This is a genomic window from Cedecea sp. P7760 (genome assembly GCF_013386425.1).
Classification (GTDB): Bacteria; Pseudomonadota; Gammaproteobacteria; order Enterobacterales; family Enterobacteriaceae; genus Cedecea; species Cedecea selenatireducens.
Window position 1 is genome coordinate 1 of sequence record NZ_JACARU010000090.1, and the last position, 15,410, is coordinate 15,410.

Genomic DNA, 15,410 nt, shown 5'->3' on the forward strand with positions numbered 1-15,410 from the left:
TGATATGATGAACGCCACACACATCAGGAGGTTATATGATTTATCTTTTGGATGATGAAAACTTCGTAGAGGTTGATGACTGGGAAAAAATAGTTTCCAGAGAAAACTATCTTCCAAACCTCAATGCTTTAAATAAAAAACTAGATAAAATAATAGGTTATTATGAGCTAAACAAAAAAGTTAGCTGTGGCCTATCAAGTTGCCGCACCCCTCACTATAAAGGCTACGTTGTTAAAACTGATGATGAGTCAGAAACAAACATTGGGCATGATTGCGGGACCAAATATTTTGCGGTGGCCTTTGAGAAAATGTCGGCAGACTTCATAACCGCCCTTGAGGTTGCCAAAGCAAGGAGTTTTATACACGAAAATCAACCAAATGTTTTCGGCTACTGGAAGGAAGTGAATACCCTATCCGTTGGTCCAAAAAATGTAATGTGGGCTATCGGTTTATTGAAGAAAATAAATGACTCGGACGTTATTGGTTACACTGCTTATAGAGCCTTACGTGATATGCATGCGGGTAATAACGGTAATGTAATTAATTCTCGCCCACCAACAGCCAAAGAAATTGAACTGGCTCAAGTTTCAGGCCAGCAGCCTCCAAGTTCCGTTGATGTTGTAGTTGGTTTCATCTCGCGCATCGATTTCCTATCCCCAGATAATGATCTGGAAGCTCTTTACGAAAAAAAGCTACGTGGATCTGTACAGGCACTACAAGATGCTAAGCCTGAAAAATTATCACGAACCCAGCTAAATGCTGTAGTTAGTGGCATTAACAGCCTTCAAACAAATTTATCAAGAGCTAAGGATCTTATAGAAACAGCGAGGATATTTTTCACTAAGGAAAATTTATCTGAGCTATTGAAATACCTTGAGGCCAATAGAAACATTTCAAATGCAGATATAAGGCGATACAAAGAGTTTCTTGATCATCTGTAAAATTAAACCCGCAAATGCGCGGGTTTGTAAATTTTAATGCTTCTATCGCTGCCGTCACGGCGCAGCTTTGCCAAGCCTGCCTGTATTATTAACTTTTTTTACCCAATTTCAATAGTTATTTTCCATTCACCTGATATATATTTTTCCTCATTGAGAGAAATACAGCACAGTTAAAGTGGCTAATACACCAACGCACTCGGTCCTCCGCCTGCTTTCTTGTAAGCCATGGGGCAACTTTTTGAAGATAACGACCTATGTCACTCACATTTTTTCGGCGGGCATAAAAGTCTACTCCCACCACATATACAGGATCATCATTTCTTAGTGCAGCCAATATGCTCTTTTCCACAAAATCAGTATCATCCTGCCTAATTTGCCCTGCTATTGCATCAGCAAGTGATTTTTGCGGCCACAGAATAGCATGAGCCATCTTCAGCAAATTCTCCCCCGTATAACCGATTTTACGGAGATCTTTAATGGTTTCAGTTATGCGGCAGGCCTCGGCATCGGACCATTCCTCTGAGCGGAGACAACTCCAGAACCCGCAACCATCCATCATGGCTTCTTCCGTGGTTCTACCGCCATAACATTCCCCCCAGACAGCGAGGAGTGATTTTACCCAAGCACTTTGAACTGAATTTATTGGACGATGCTTACCCAACCAGTTTTTACGTGGTGCCGATGCGGCAATTATCATAGCGTCGGTATGTTGTTTGCGTTGGTTTGGTGTCATAACAATTTTCCTTAAGCCAGTACACCAAGCGCAAAGGCTCGGTCCAAAGTGTTTTTGAGCATGACCAACTGAGAACCGTGCTTACGCTCGAATTCCCTTTGGTCTCGGTGAAGTTCGTCATGGCATTTCCGACACAGCGGAATAGCAAAACTGTCGTGCGATTTTGTACCCATCCCTCCCTGCCCATGCCCGATGAGGTGATGGGGATCATCCGCAGAAGAACCACAGCCCTCGCACGGTTGAGTCTTAACCCATTTCAGATAGCCTGGATTTTCCCAGCGAATTCGTTTTGGTCTGGAAAAAAACGTTTGAGGAGACTCAGGATCTACTACCAGCACCACCACGGGTTTTCCTCTGACTTGCTCCTGCTCCTTCTGTTGCTGGAAATATGCAGTTCTCTTCGCCAGTTCGCTGGTGGCCTGTACAGATGGTTCGAGATCGGTTTCACGATAAACAGAGAGGATGGGGTCAGGCTTGAAGTTGAGCGCGCGCCGGGCCATGGTCTCCCCTATCGCTTCGGAAACGCCCGTATAAACAGCCCACCAGCAAAGCTCCGCCAGTGAAAGCTCTCTATCACTATTGAATCCGAGCTTTGAAAGGACCGCATCTATCACCCAGGCCTTCACATTCTGCAGCGCTATTGCTTCCAGCTGCTCTGTACTCTGATCCCGTAGTTTGTTATCACACGACCAGCAAAGAAGCATGGCGCCGGGGCTATGCCGCATTGTTACCTTTTCATTGTGGTGATAATCCGTGTGTGGCCACTGGCAATGATGGACGCTACGAAATAGCCAAGACTCGAGCGAAGTCATGCCACCAGCAGCCTGAATCACTCGCTCATCAGAGAAGAAGGTATCGAGAACTATATCTTCAACCAATGGCTGCCGCGCATCCGGTATCTTTCCCAAGGGAAGATGTGCCATCGCTTTTGGGGGCATTTCGATAAGCACCCTGCCATAACCAAAAAGCTGCATCAGTTCCCGGCCCGGCTTGAGCAAGACCACGCCCATATTATGTGCAATCTCCACGGTCAGAATAGCGCGCATGATTCGGCCTCCCGGATAATGATTTTGCCGGTTGTTCCCCATATTTTTGACACGCGTCCATCCCAGATATGGCTATCCTCACCAAATAAGGCATCAAGTAACGCTTTCTCAAGATTGTCTTTGTCTGGTCGTGACTGGTGTGGCTTGCCGTCATACTCCGCCTGTTTTTTTTTGCTCCAGCTCGGCGGCATTGGAAGAACGAAAATGACGTGGTAACCACACTCAGGCAGCTCTATTTGGTTCAGGCGCACTTCATCGCAAAACGCCCGGTACCGTAAAACCTCAAGCCGTTTCTTCCACTTATCAGCGCGTGTCATTCTCGGTTTGCCCATTGGTAGGATATTGTAAACTTTCATAATCACCTCCATAACCGGGAACGCATGCTTTGCTGTGTCTTAGGAGCGAATTTTTGCTGCGGCAGAAGCGCGTTGACTATCCAAAGACGAGGGTCAACATCCAGGCTCTTTTCAACGGTAATACCATTAGACTGATAACGCTCCACTAGCTCATTTGCTTCTGAGGTTGTCAGGCCGTGGTGAGTGAACCAGCTTTTCTTCATGACGATTCCCACAGGAATGACATCAAAAAGATATTGCTGGCCCTTTGAGGGGTCAGTAAGGATTTGTTCTGATTTGGTATTTGCGCCATGGCTTCTCTCCAGTGGCGCAGCAGGTAGTCAGTTGTTCAGGCCGACTGAAAGAACTATATTATCAGCCAGCAAGAATGTAAATATTGAAAGCATATATTTTGATTTATTGTACGCAGATATTTTCTTGCTTAGTCTTTAATAATTTATCTCTCAGCGAATGAGATTCTTTACTTAAGTGAATTGCACGATGACAATTAGGGCATAGCGCCGCACAATTTTCTAATGTATCGGAGCCACCGTCATAAAGTGGGACAATATGATGTACTTCTAAAAATGGTATATCACCCTCCATCTCAAAAGGGGCAGGCTGGCGACAGAGCTCACATATACCATGTCTACTACTTAACACCCATGCTCTAACATGTGGTGATCTTGCATATACTACGCGTTGCACACTTTTTTTTTCGGGTACAAGCTGCCCTTTTGGCGCTGGAATTGTTAAATTATAAATCTTGTTAGTTTTAACAAGAAGTTCATGTTCATCAAATGTCGACGCATATACATTTTGTATCGTATTCGTGACTATTGAAACCCATGTATCGTTGTCATTAAGGCCCTCTACAGTGAGCAGAATACGCTTTGTTCTGTTTCCTTTTGGTATTTCACGCCTACCAACTTTATCAAAAAAAGCTTGCAGCCTTCCGATTTCCAGACGAATTTCCTGGGCTGCCCTTGAATTAAAATGAACGAACTCCTCTTTATGAAGCATTCGGCTTTCTACACTTGGAAGATTTTCACGCAGGTCTGCTGAAGCTATGTACGCTTTTAACTTTGTTACACCTATGTCAATCAATCTCTCAATGATTAAATCTAGGGCTTGATTATATTCACGGTTTCTGTCTTTTGGACCCCAAGATTCCAGAATAAAACCAAATTGTCCATCCTCGTATCCAACTTTACAAGCCGCATTCAAAGGGAGATCATTGTTGCCCACTACGTGAAGAGAAATTGTTTCCTGATCCAATAAATCGTCCATTTTTTTCTGACTCTGATTTCAAATATTTAATCATTATACGTATAAATAAGACGTTCACCTCAAAATTAACCATCTATATTGAGGCTATAAAAACTAACCTTCAAGATGTTCTTGTGCTAATTTGTGATTTCGAACCACTTTCCACTATTCGATAACCAGCCCGCTCAAGCATCTGCGTAAAAAGTGTCGGTGTGCCAATTATCTCGTTAGGCTGAAGGGGAACGAACGATACCTCATCACCACGCCTGTATAACAATGCTCTGCCGCCATCCGGGAATGAACTAAATCTAGCGACCACGGCATAATCCTCGCAACGAATAAGCGCGTATCCTGTGTCTGGCAACTCTTCATTAATTTTTATCACTTCGTTCCCCTCTGGCAGTCCCCAAACGACGTATTTTTTACATCAGACCTTGCCTGGATTCATGGTCTGCGGTCAGTCATTCTGGGTATTACGGAGGATAATTTCATCGTTCAAAAATTCCTCCCAAAATAAAATACTGTATGAATGTACAGTCATTATTAACCTGTTTATTTAGGATTGCAATGAAAAAGGCTCCGTAGAGCCTTAGGTTAGATTTATTTTACTTTCAGCGGGTTAAGTTTTATGCATCCCCGTCACGCCGCCAACTGTTCATCAGTGAAATATCCGAAAGATTCGCTCTTGCCAAGGCCTCTGCGCTTGGTGGCGGTACCGTATTCTCGCAGCGGGTAACATGCCTTTTCTTCGCACACTTAACCCCGCAATGGTTCAGTACTGGGTTCACGGGTACTGGAACAGCGTCGAATCGACCCGTTGAACACACAGCGAGAAGAAAGTACGAAGCTGTTATCTGTGACAAACCTGCGTTACTAATATCGCCGTACACTGGGTGCGATTTAGAAACGGAAATTATTTCATGTCCGAGTTATTTCTAATTGAAAAGGATAAACAACCGATTTATTCATCCAATAATTGGTAGTTTTCAACTGATTATTTTTCTGCTATTGCATTGGTATTGCTTTATTTCACAAAAAGACAATCGCACGGCTCTTAGTTAGTGTGCAGACTTTATAAAATTAGATAAATACACAAAAAAACAATAAGTTACAATTAAACCCAAGCCGTACCCGGAAGGACGAGATAGCAGTCTAAATCTTCGTTACGAAACCAGACGGACAACAAAAAATTTTCCCATAAACTAAAACACAAACATCAATGACATTATTAAAATTAACCTGCTGCAATGGCAATGTTGATTGGGTATTATAGGCCTCTTAATTAACTAACTGATGCGACTTACGATGCCTTTGTTCTTTATCCTTATACTTGGGACAGTGATGATTATTTTCTGGGATTTTTTTAAGGAAAACGTAGAGGTTATAGGTACACTTGCTACCTCGCTTGCTTTTTTAGCCACTGCCTGGGCTGCTTACGAGGCAAGACATAGTGCAAGAGCTGCAATGAAAGCAACCCAGTTGACCGCAGCTTCACTTATCGAAATGAAAAAGAATTCGTTTAAGGAATGGTTCGAATTGCTGCTTGAACAGCACAATAAATTGCTAGAAGATGTTAATAAGCACCTAAATGTAGATAATGGATTTAAAACCAAATTAGGAATGAATTCCATCAAAGGCATTTATTATTATTTGACAAAAGAACCTGTCTTAATAAAATACATCAATCATGTTATTTTAACATTGAGTTATATTGACAAGGAATTCTATTTACCAACTTCAGTCAATGATGAAAAGATGGTTCATGTAGCGCAATTAAGGAACAGTATTAGTTCAGAAGTTAATCTTGTAATTGCTATATTCGGCCTTAATATAGACAATAATAAAACCTACGATGCTAAAAATCTAAATAGTATATTAAATAAATTTGATTTTTTTTAAAAACGAACCATTTTTCATCGAAGCAATATCAAACATTCATAATTTGGATTTTTATGTCGAAAGAATATTCAAAGCAGAGTATAGATCCAGTGTAGAATTTTATATTAACCAGATGGTTAATACACGTGATTACACATTAAAATCATTAGATATCAAAAGCAATATTCAACGAATTACATTCGCAGTAATTTGGTCCTACGACAGCCCTTGCAAAACATATTTACTACAAAGATTCAATGAATTAACTAAACACATGAGAGCTAAGATCGAGCTTGACATGAAAGAATCTGCTGAAAAAGTAACTGAGTTCAATTCCAAACTATCTTATTTTGTTGGCTGTAAACTGCAAATAAACGGCATAACGCGTAGGATAATCCAGAATGAGGAAGAGGTAAAAAGATTAATAAAAATATTCCCTAGGTATAATAAGAGCTCGAAGATGAGTGGTGTAGTGCTCACCAATGGTCATTTAAATTACTACGACACGCATATTACTACCATCCTATCAAATTATGCCACAAACAAATCCTATTCGATAATTGAATCAGACACAAGCAAAGAAGAAATCATTGAGGAAATATTAAACAAAACCAGTCAAATAATTGACACCTATAAATCAGGACTTGATCAATTCAGCTTTAAATAATCAATACCTCACCTAAGGGGCATAAGCCCCTTATTTTATCGACTGAGGCCATTTAAGATGTAAGTTTAAAACCGAATGAACTTGAAGAACAGATATTTTTATAATTCGTCTATTTTTAAACAACATCACCTGTAATCTCAGTATTCCATCCGACACTAAAAAGTGGTTGAAATATTTTTAGATAACGAAGAAATCTTTATACGATAACAGAAACATAATAAGTTAAAAGCAGGAACGGGAAACAAGAAACCTGCCCCGGTTACACCTCGCCACAGGAGCTGTGGAACAGGTTTATTCATACTACTGCTCTCACCGCTTCAGTGTTATTTCTCATTTGCCTGCACTCCCGAAAATCTTGTGAATCCCATAGCCCAGCCAGTTCTTCCGGCACACATCAGCAACTGCCGGTTTGACCCGCTGGTGGCGCGACGGGTTTTTCCGGCGGCAAACTTTGCTTTCCCAGCCCTGGGCAAGTTTAATTTCGGGAAATGCGGCCGTGCCGCAGCGCTTGATGATTCCCTTACGCAAAAGGTGCATCAGGATGTTCCATGCCCCGGTGCTGTCGCGGCCCAGAACCTTGGCCAGTTGTCGCGCCGTGGCTCGCTTGTTCTCCTGGAGGAAGCTGATTACCTTTTGCTGGTTTTCGCTGTTCATGTTTAATCCTTTGGTCATTGGTCAAAACTCGATTAATTCAAAGCAGTCCGGCCGCTTTTTTACGCTTATATTCCGCCATCAGTAGCTGCGCTGGCGTAGGCCCGGATGGTCTTTCTGGCGCTGATAATTGCCGACGAATTGGCGGTATTGAATAACCGGCCGCCACCCGCTTTTCCCAGTGGGCTAGCTTCGCCGCGGCTAATTTGTCCATCTCTGGCTGTGTCAGCCTGCGCTCCACTCCCTCACGACGTATTTCGACACAAATGTGATAGAGCACGGGATGTTTCCACGGATACTGCTCTGAGGATTCATACCGCCAGGCGTTGTTCTTCCAGTTTGCGTATTCCTGCTTCACATCCTCCACTGTGAGCCCAAAACTTCCTCCGCTAGCATCCGCAACAAGCGCGACAAACTCAGCGAAATCTGGCGGCCAGGTACTGCCGGCGGCGCATCGCTCAATGCAGGCATTGCAAACCCTGGTCAGTTGCTCACTGCTCATTGCGCCAATCTGCTGCTCCCAGAGGTCCGATGGACGATTGCCATTCTTCGCAATCCAGCGGTTGCTGTAGATTTTTGTCATGAGCTCCCACAACCGCCACGCCGGAGTATCCAACGCGCTGTTGTTCCCGAATGTACTGCTCTTGCCCTTCGCGTAACTGCCGCTCTGCGATGGACTCCGTGTTTCCTGCTGGGGTCTGCCCATGTGTCACCTGCCTGTTTCGTGGGTTGTCCTGGACGCGTTGCAACCAGGTTGTGATGAATTTCTTGATGCCGTTTGGCGTTTTGCGTTTCTTCGGGTTGCTTTCCAGCCAGCCGCACATGTTCCGCAGCTCCTGCCCAATATCCACCGCGGGATACAGCTCATTCCTGCTGGCAACGTAATCCAGGGTTACGGGGAACGTCAGATCACCGATAAGCGGCAGCCGTATAAAAATTTCTTCAGGCGGAATTTCGGGTATCGCCCGGCGCTGGTCTTTTTCAGCGTCGTGCAAATTGTTTTTAGGTTTTAGATCTATATCTTTATCTGGATCTTTATTCGTTGCGTTCTCGTTACCCTCCCGTTCCAACGGTGATGGAACGCCCGTTGAACGGTCGTTACCTTGCCGTTCCCCATCCGTTCCTTTTTTGGCTTGTCTCGCCTTAGCAGAGGCACGACCGGCAGCCGACTTCTGCTCGAGCGAATTACGGACGCCCTCGAGATCGCGCTCAATACGATCATGTTTCCATTCGCTACCGTTATCGCTGAAAAACTCCTTCAACGAGCTTTCAACGGAAATCCAACGGTCGTTGCTCAGCCGTGCAATTTTGGGCAGACGGCTCTTCGGTATCGCTCTCCCCGTTTGCCAGTAATTGAACATGAGCAGCAGGTATGCACCGTGCTCTTCTGTTGACAGATGCATGGTGTCCGCCAGGTAATCAGCAATGTAGAGTTGCATGTAAGGCAGCGCGGCCATGGTTACTCCTGATGCCCGAAAGAACTGGGCTTAATGGTCATTGGTCAAAACTCGATTAGAAAAACTGCGGCGTCACTGCGCCTATGCTGGCAAGCAGCGGTCCTGCAACGTCTGATGGGAGCATGTTGAAAAGCGCTACGGCCGCCTCTCTGATCTCTTTCTCTAGCTTCTGCAGCGGGGCGCCCAACAACTTAGCCTGATGAGCCTCACCACATTCTTTGATGACTCGCGCCACCAGCTCGGCCTCGGTCATTCCAGAACGCAGCCCGTGTTTTCTTGCAATCTCCAGGGGTATGGCTTCACTGATTGCCGTGGCAAGCTGCATCACGTAGGCGGTGTATTTATCGGAGTTGGTTTCATTTTTCAGATAACGAAAAAGATTCTGCTTGTTTATCGTTATTCCCCTGCCCCCCAGCCTTTCCCACTGCTCTGCCACCAGCCGCGCAATCTTTTCCTGCGCCTGGCCGGGCAAACTCAGCTCCCACTCATGCACAGCATCACGGATAGCCCGATGTTTAATGCCGTCACGGCGGTGGCCAACATTCTGATTTTGGGTTTTCACTGAAAACCGAGAGACTTGGTTATGATTTTTATGCGCTGTTAAATGCATGGTCATCACTCCTGCTGTGGCAACCCGTCGGTTGGGTTTGGGTAAAGGTCAGGACGAAGTTCGTGAGGGGTGATACCTGTTGCTCTAAAAACTTGTAAAACCCTAGAGCCAGGCACAACACCGTTGTTTTTCTTTTTCCATTGACTGATCGCCATACCACTAACACCAATCGCTATGGCTAATTTATTAGCGGATCCAGCTGAATGGATTGCATTTTCAAGGGCTGTCATAAATTTGTTCTCCTAGTAACGACAGAGCAAATAAACCATAGCTTTATAATAAATGCAAATTTTTACCTTATTGCAGGTGTAAACCAAACATTTACAATGGGCTCATGAAACAAACAAACGATCTTGATGAACAGCTCATCTCGCGCTTGGTAGAGATTACTGAACGGGGGATCAGCAAGGCTGATATGGCTAGAATTGCAGGCGTTACACCGCAGGCGGTTAACGGCTGGTTCAAGAAAGGCGCAATCAGCAAAAAGTCTGCAATAGCCATTGCTGAAGCAGCTAATGTTTCGGTGGCATGGCTGCTTGGTGAAGAGGTATCAGAGAAGACTGGCTTGAAGTCGAACGAGGGGAAGATGCTGAATTTATTCAGGCAGCTACCTGAATCTGAACAAGAAAAAATGATAGACCTTTTCCAGCTTAGGCTAAAAGAAATCGATGATTATGTAGAAAAGTACCTCCGCGGCCGATACAAAGAAATCTAACTCAGCACGCAACCCATCCCAAATTCCTTAATGAACCGGCTCACGCCGGTTTTTTTGTGTCTTTTTCCCCGGTTTAGAGCTCCTTCCCCTTCCATATAAACCCAAGATTTATGTTTATATAAATTTAATGTTGACGAAAATAATAAAGCAGTGCTTTAATAACCTCATCAACACAACGTCATCCAGTCTGGAAGCCCACGAAGTAGCTGCCGGCGGCATACGAAACACCGGATGAGATGACACATTGAAATACGCAGCAGGCAGTACCGTTCCGCCAGCCTGGCGATAAGGGCAAGAGAGAGGATTTATGGCTAAGAAACAATTCACAGTCATCATCAGCTGTAGAAGTGGCTACTGCACTTATCACGTTATGGCTGAGGACTGGAAGGATGCTGACAGGATCGCAGATGGCCAACATACCAGGCTAAATCCTGAAGATAAACCTTCGGAGATTGGTATGGCTGCCGTCATAAGGGGTTGGCCACAAGTTAGGTTAGGAGAAAGGCATGATTGATTTCGCACGAAAACCAGCGGCACACCAGGCTACTCGCCTGAACGTTTTTGAAGTGATACTTCGCAAGCTCTGTTACATCCTGGCCCAGAAGGGCAACCCGGCTGCCGACCAACAGCCTGCAATACGTTAAACATCGAGTTTTGACCAATGGCCTGCACTGGCCGAGGAATGTGATTATGGAATTTGGCATGAAGCGCGTGATGGCATCTGTTCACGCAATGGCGGCATTACAGCGCATCTCAAACGGCTCGTTCGTGGCCCTGACCACACTTAGCAAAGAGGCGAATCTTTCCACCTCTTACCTCGAACAGATTTTCAATAAGCTGCGCGTCGGAAAGCTCGTTGTTTCTCAACGAGGCCCAGGCGGCGGTTATGCGCCCTGCGCTGGTGATATTTCAGTTTCAGAAGTTATCCGGGCCGTCAGCAAGATCCCCAATAACGGCACCTTTAAACCCGTCCTGACTGCACTTGATGGTGTGTTGCTGTCTGAGCTCGCAAAAAGCCAATCAGCAGCCCCATAAAGCACAAAACCCGCGCAAGGCGGGTTAAGTACCCGGTCAGCCGACCAAAGCTTTCCGGAATCGAGTTTTGACCAATGACCACTACCCAACAGCGGCAATCACTGGCTGCGGGTATCTTACATCCAAAAAAGAGGCCCCGATATGGAATTCTTTAATTTAATCAAAGCAACTCAAAAATCTGGCAAGCCTGATGCCGTACACTGGCAGACAGCAAAAACCGAAGCGCGCTCAAACCTGATGCTTGATGTGGCTCTGGAAGATGCCGGGATCGAAACCGGCCGTGGGCACGATTACAACAAACCCGTCCGAACCGATTTTCCTGTTTTTGACGATCTTCCTGAGGAAGGCGCTATCGATTTTGAGTGGTGCAAACGTTACGAGCTGGCGGACAACGGCAGAACCTGGCAGCTGATTCAAACAGCAGCAGATGATGATGAAACAGAAGAACAAAGCGGCGCTATCGAAAGTTACAAGATGGGCCTCAGCGTCGAACTCGCCCATTTCTGGCTCGGGGGCATGTTCACCGCGACCCCTGAGGAACGTGCCGCGGCAATCAAGGCCCAAATGGATATGGACAATAACTATCTCCAGAACGTTATCCTGGCTGTTAACTCCGTTGAGCCTCTAAAACAGTGCCACAACCATATTCGTCAGGCCCTTCTTGATGCACTTAAACTAATCTGGCCGTTAGAAGGCAAGATCCCCGAACTATCCCACATCCTGGCGTTCTCTAAAGAATGGATCGCAGCCCTGAATGATAATTCAGCCGGGCGCGGTAACCACCGGGCAGACGTAATTGAGAAATGGAAAGCAAAGTCTGCGCCACAGCCTGCTGCCGTCCATTCCGTTAAAAGCGAACCGGAGAACATGATCAGGACTGATGCCGGAACCAATGCGGGTGGACAGATAAAAACTGACCGCAACCCGGATCTGGCCCCTTCCCTGGATGTTCTTGATATTGAAATCGCAGCGGCCACCCTCCCCATGGATTTTAATATCTACGAATTTCCCGCAGACGTCGTTCGCCGGGCGAAGGCAATCATCACCAACAAAGAAGAACCATGGAAAACATGGAGTGCCGTTCTTCGCAAATCGCTAGGTATTCTGGATTTTTCCCGAGGCGCAATTTTTGCCCTGGTCCGTAACGCTCCGACCGAAGTGCTTCATTCCATCCCGGCGCTTACAAGTTATGTAGTTAAAAATCTGCTTGAGATTAAATTCATGCCAGATGACGGGAACCCAAATAGCGAAGAGCGCTGGAACGCTATTCAGCACTATTTCAAGGCACCCGCAGCCGTGGAAGAAAGCGGCGAGAATGTTGATCAGCAGCACGCAGAAAGCAACCAGCCACCAGCCCAACTGGTAAAAGTCGGAGCCGGTGTTTTCGATGCTACAGCTCTGTTTAATGCCCCTTCTAAGGATACTGCTGCGGAGAATACAAACAATGTGCCGATGGAAGAAGCTAACAACCATGAAACCAAAACTGATTCTGAAATACAGCCGGGCGAAAAAACAATTCACTCAACTGAAAGCCATGTTGCTGTTAATCAGGAAACAGATGCCTTGAATAACGATGCCGTTCATCATAACAAGGTTGCCGAAACACAGTTATTCACTCATCTCATGGTTGACCTGGAAGGTTTTGGCTCCAACCCAGATGCTCCGATCGTTTCCATTGGCGCAGTGTTTTTCAATCCTGAAACCGGCGGGATGGGTAGTGAGTTTTACAAGGTCATCAGCCTTGGTTCTTCCATGGGATTCGGCGGCCAGCCGGACGCAGATACTATTCTCTGGTGGCTGAAACAGTCCGCGGAAGCCCGCTCTGCAATTCTGGTGGATGATGCCATACCTCTGGATGACGCCCTGCTACAGCTCAACGAATTTATCTGCGAAAACGCTGCAAATGGCCCGACCAGCGTTCAGTTATGGGGGAATGGCGCTACATACGACAATGTCCTGCTGCGCAGCTCTTACAAGCGAACCGGCATCCCTGCCATCTGGGAGTTTTGGAACGATCGGGACGTGCGAACAATCGTCGAGCTGGGCAAAGCCATTGGCATTAACCCACGTTATGAAATCCCATTTGAAGGCGAGCAGCATAACGCCCTGGCCGATGCCCGCCATCAGGTTAAGTACGTATCTGCCATCTGGCAGCAGCTGATTAAAAACTGATTCTGCGTTTTCACAACATGGCTCAGAAATGGGCCATGATTCAGAGGTACACATATGCTTCAAATGCTGACTCTCGAAGAGTGGGCCGCAGAAAAATACCGGAGCAACCCTCCGGCGATGAATACGCTGCGCCGTTACGCTAAACAAAATATGTTCTCGCCGCCAGCGACCAAACAAGGGCGTCTGTGGCGTGTCAGGGAAGATGCAGAGATTGTTGGAGAACTGGCAAAACCCGTAATTAGAAAGACGGATTCGCCCTTACTACAAAGGATTTTATCGGATGGCTGCCAGACCGCGTAAAAATCAGGTAAAAGTGCCGAACCTTTACCCTCTCTACAGCCGTAAGGTGAATAAAGTCTACTGGCGCTATAAGCACCCTGTAACGGGTAAGTTTCATGCGCTGGGCGATAACGAACAAGAGGCAATCGCAATTGCCACCGAGGCAAACGCAAGGATTGCAGAACAAAGAACGCGGCAAATATTGGCGGTGAGTGACAGAATCGCCACCAGCAAAGGTAAAGCAATCACCGCCAATACCTGGCTCGATCGATACTGTAGTATTCAGGATGAAAGGCTTAAGAGCGGAGATATAAGGCCGAATACCCATAAGCAAAAGGCCAAGCCCATCGCGTTGCTAAGAGGTCGTGTGGGTATGAAAACTATCTCGGCAGTAGACGTGAGAGATATAGCTCAAATACTCGACGAATATATTGTTGCTGGCCAGGCTCGTATGGCTCAGGTCATACGCTCTGTTCTGATCGATGTGTTCAAAGAAGCTCAGCACGCTGGAGAGGTTCCGCCAGGCTACAACCCAGCTCTCGCCACCAAGCAGCCGCGGCGGAAGATTGCTCGTCAGCGATTAAGCCTTGAAGAATGGAAGAAGATATTTGCAATCGCTGACGCTCATCACCGCTATTTAGGCAATGCAATGTTGCTGGCCATCGTCACCGGTCAGCGCCTGGGCGATATTTCCAAAATGAAATTTAGCGACATCTGGGATGATCACCTTCATGTGATCCAGGAGAAAACAGGCAGCAAGATTGCTATTCCTTTGTCTCTTCGATGTAACGCCATTGATTGGTGCCTGCGCGATGTTGTGGGGCGCTGCCGCGATTATGCGGTGAGCCTATACATGGTTCATTTTTTCCGGGCGACATCACAAGCTGAAAGAGGTGCCCAGGTGAAATCCAACACAATCACCATGAACTTCAGCAAAGCTAGAGACAGAGCAGAAATTGATTGGGGCGACGGAACGCCGGCAACTTTTCATGAGCAGCGTTCTTTAGCAGAACGTCTTTACCAAGCCCAATCCATTGATACCCAGAAATTGCTTGGTCACAAATCACCTAATCAGACAGCTAAGTATCATGATGATCGAGGTAAAGACTGGATCACAATCAATACTTAAATAGAGTACACTTTAGCACTCACTATTTAATCAGTCTGTGGAAAATATCTAAGCGCCTCATCATTATCACCCCAAGCACTTTTTTCACAGAAAACAACATGAATCTTAAAGATAAGTTTATTCACAGGAAGATTATCCAGCAAGGAATATTTCTCAAAATAAAATATGAATTTTTTACCTTTTGGAGATTGTCCATTATAGAAAAGCATAAGTAATTCATAATCAGAAAGTTGAGCCCTTAGAATATTTACATACTTTTTCTTATGGACATCTGACAAATTACTCCCATCTATAAACTTCAATAAATTATAAACAAAACGATAGTAGTGAGATAACTTTTGCTCGCGATTCATGAAATACATTCTAAAGCAATTTGAAATTAATAGATTCGCTTTTTTTTTGCTCAAGAAATCTTTGTGATCAAAAAAAACATTGAAGCCATACCTCACAACTATTTTGTTAAATGATTTATAAAAATACAAAAATATATGTC

The 15,410-nt window shown here is 45.4% G+C and carries 20 protein-coding genes; 9 read left to right on the forward strand and 11 right to left on the reverse strand.

The window, feature by feature from the left end; all coding sequences use genetic code 11:
* Positions 1–35: 35 nt before the first annotated feature.
* Positions 36–941, forward strand: a complete 906-nt coding sequence (locus HX778_RS23820; RefSeq protein WP_176983247.1) for a hypothetical protein — start codon at positions 36–38, stop codon at positions 939–941.
* A gap of 115 nt (positions 942–1,056) precedes the next feature.
* Here the strand turns inward: HX778_RS23820 and HX778_RS23825 are convergent, their stop codons facing one another.
* The 5 genes from HX778_RS23825 to HX778_RS23845 form a co-directional block, all read right to left on the reverse strand.
* Positions 1,057–1,674, reverse strand: coding sequence for a hypothetical protein (locus HX778_RS23825; RefSeq protein ID WP_176983248.1), 618 nt, complete (start codon positions 1,672–1,674; stop codon positions 1,057–1,059).
* Between the two features lie 11 nt (positions 1,675–1,685).
* On the reverse strand, positions 1,686–2,720 hold the full coding sequence (locus tag HX778_RS23830; protein ID WP_176983249.1) for a DUF968 domain-containing protein: 1,035 nt from the start codon (positions 2,718–2,720) through the stop codon (positions 1,686–1,688).
* The gene (locus tag HX778_RS23835) at positions 2,705–3,076 is read right to left on the reverse strand and encodes a RusA family crossover junction endodeoxyribonuclease (protein WP_176983250.1); all 372 of its coding nucleotides are present in this window, start codon (positions 3,074–3,076) and stop codon (positions 2,705–2,707) included. The genes HX778_RS23830 and HX778_RS23835 overlap by 16 nt, the downstream gene beginning before the upstream one ends.
* 2 nt (positions 3,077–3,078) lie before the next feature.
* Positions 3,079–3,279, reverse strand: coding sequence for a hypothetical protein (locus HX778_RS23840; protein WP_176983251.1), 201 nt, complete (start codon positions 3,277–3,279; stop codon positions 3,079–3,081).
* Between the two features lie 193 nt (positions 3,280–3,472).
* Positions 3,473–4,345, reverse strand: a complete 873-nt coding sequence (locus HX778_RS23845) for an HNH endonuclease (protein ID WP_176983252.1) — start codon at positions 4,343–4,345, stop codon at positions 3,473–3,475.
* Positions 4,346–5,665: 1,320 nt separating this feature from the next.
* On the opposite strand from HX778_RS23845, the gene HX778_RS23850 reads away from it, so the two are divergent.
* Positions 5,666–6,223 carry a hypothetical protein gene (locus HX778_RS23850; protein ID WP_176983253.1) on the forward strand — a complete coding sequence of 186 codons (558 nt, stop codon included), beginning with the start codon at positions 5,666–5,668 and terminating at the stop codon, positions 6,221–6,223.
* Positions 6,224–6,500: 277 nt separating this feature from the next.
* Entirely contained in the window at positions 6,501–6,869 is a 369-nt protein-coding gene (locus tag HX778_RS23855) for a hypothetical protein (protein WP_176983254.1), read from the forward strand.
* Between the two features lie 330 nt (positions 6,870–7,199).
* Here HX778_RS23855 and HX778_RS23860 read toward each other — a convergent pair whose 3' ends face one another.
* The 5 genes from HX778_RS23860 to HX778_RS23880 are packed head-to-tail and all read right to left on the reverse strand — an operon-like array spanning position 7,200 to position 9,817.
* A complete protein-coding gene (locus tag HX778_RS23860) occupies positions 7,200–7,523 on the reverse strand; it encodes a winged helix-turn-helix domain-containing protein (RefSeq protein ID WP_176983255.1) in 324 nt (107 codons plus the stop codon).
* Positions 7,524–7,560: 37 nt separating this feature from the next.
* The gene (locus HX778_RS23865; protein WP_370527414.1) at positions 7,561–8,022 is read right to left on the reverse strand and encodes a replication protein P; all 462 of its coding nucleotides are present in this window, start codon (positions 8,020–8,022) and stop codon (positions 7,561–7,563) included.
* Positions 8,012–8,977, reverse strand: coding sequence for a DUF1376 domain-containing protein (locus HX778_RS23870; RefSeq protein WP_176983257.1), 966 nt, complete (start codon positions 8,975–8,977; stop codon positions 8,012–8,014). The genes HX778_RS23865 and HX778_RS23870 overlap by 11 nt, the downstream gene beginning before the upstream one ends.
* Before the next feature lie 55 nt (positions 8,978–9,032).
* The gene (locus tag HX778_RS23875; RefSeq protein WP_176983265.1) at positions 9,033–9,587 is read right to left on the reverse strand and encodes a toxin YdaT family protein; all 555 of its coding nucleotides are present in this window, start codon (positions 9,585–9,587) and stop codon (positions 9,033–9,035) included.
* Between the two features lie 5 nt (positions 9,588–9,592).
* Complete coding sequence (locus tag HX778_RS23880; protein WP_176983258.1) at positions 9,593–9,817, reverse strand: YdaS family helix-turn-helix protein; 225 nt, start codon at positions 9,815–9,817, stop codon at positions 9,593–9,595.
* A 104-nt stretch (positions 9,818–9,921) separates the two neighbouring features.
* On the opposite strand from HX778_RS23880, the gene HX778_RS23885 reads away from it, so the two are divergent.
* From HX778_RS23885 to HX778_RS23910, 6 genes are all read left to right on the forward strand, one after another.
* Positions 9,922–10,302 carry a helix-turn-helix domain-containing protein gene (locus HX778_RS23885; protein ID WP_176983259.1) on the forward strand — a complete coding sequence of 127 codons (381 nt, stop codon included), beginning with the start codon at positions 9,922–9,924 and terminating at the stop codon, positions 10,300–10,302.
* 506 nt (positions 10,303–10,808) lie between these two features.
* Entirely contained in the window at positions 10,809–10,946 is a 138-nt protein-coding gene (locus HX778_RS23890) for a hypothetical protein (protein ID WP_176983260.1), read from the forward strand.
* 46 nt (positions 10,947–10,992) lie between these two features.
* Positions 10,993–11,337, forward strand: a complete 345-nt coding sequence (locus HX778_RS23895) for an Rrf2 family transcriptional regulator (RefSeq protein ID WP_176983261.1) — start codon at positions 10,993–10,995, stop codon at positions 11,335–11,337.
* Between the two features lie 141 nt (positions 11,338–11,478).
* Entirely contained in the window at positions 11,479–13,509 is a 2,031-nt protein-coding gene (locus HX778_RS23900; protein ID WP_176983262.1) for an exonuclease, read from the forward strand.
* A 54-nt stretch (positions 13,510–13,563) separates the two neighbouring features.
* A complete protein-coding gene (locus HX778_RS23905) occupies positions 13,564–13,809 on the forward strand; it encodes an excisionase (protein WP_166993833.1) in 246 nt (81 codons plus the stop codon).
* A complete protein-coding gene (locus tag HX778_RS23910) occupies positions 13,790–14,917 on the forward strand; it encodes a site-specific integrase (RefSeq protein ID WP_176983263.1) in 1,128 nt (375 codons plus the stop codon). Before HX778_RS23905 ends, HX778_RS23910 begins: the two co-directional genes overlap by 20 nt.
* 26 nt (positions 14,918–14,943) lie before the next feature.
* Here HX778_RS23910 and HX778_RS23915 read toward each other — a convergent pair.
* Positions 14,944–15,410, reverse strand: a 467-nt coding sequence (locus tag HX778_RS23915; protein ID WP_218167259.1) for a putative phage abortive infection protein, incomplete at its 5' end; no start/stop codon positions are given.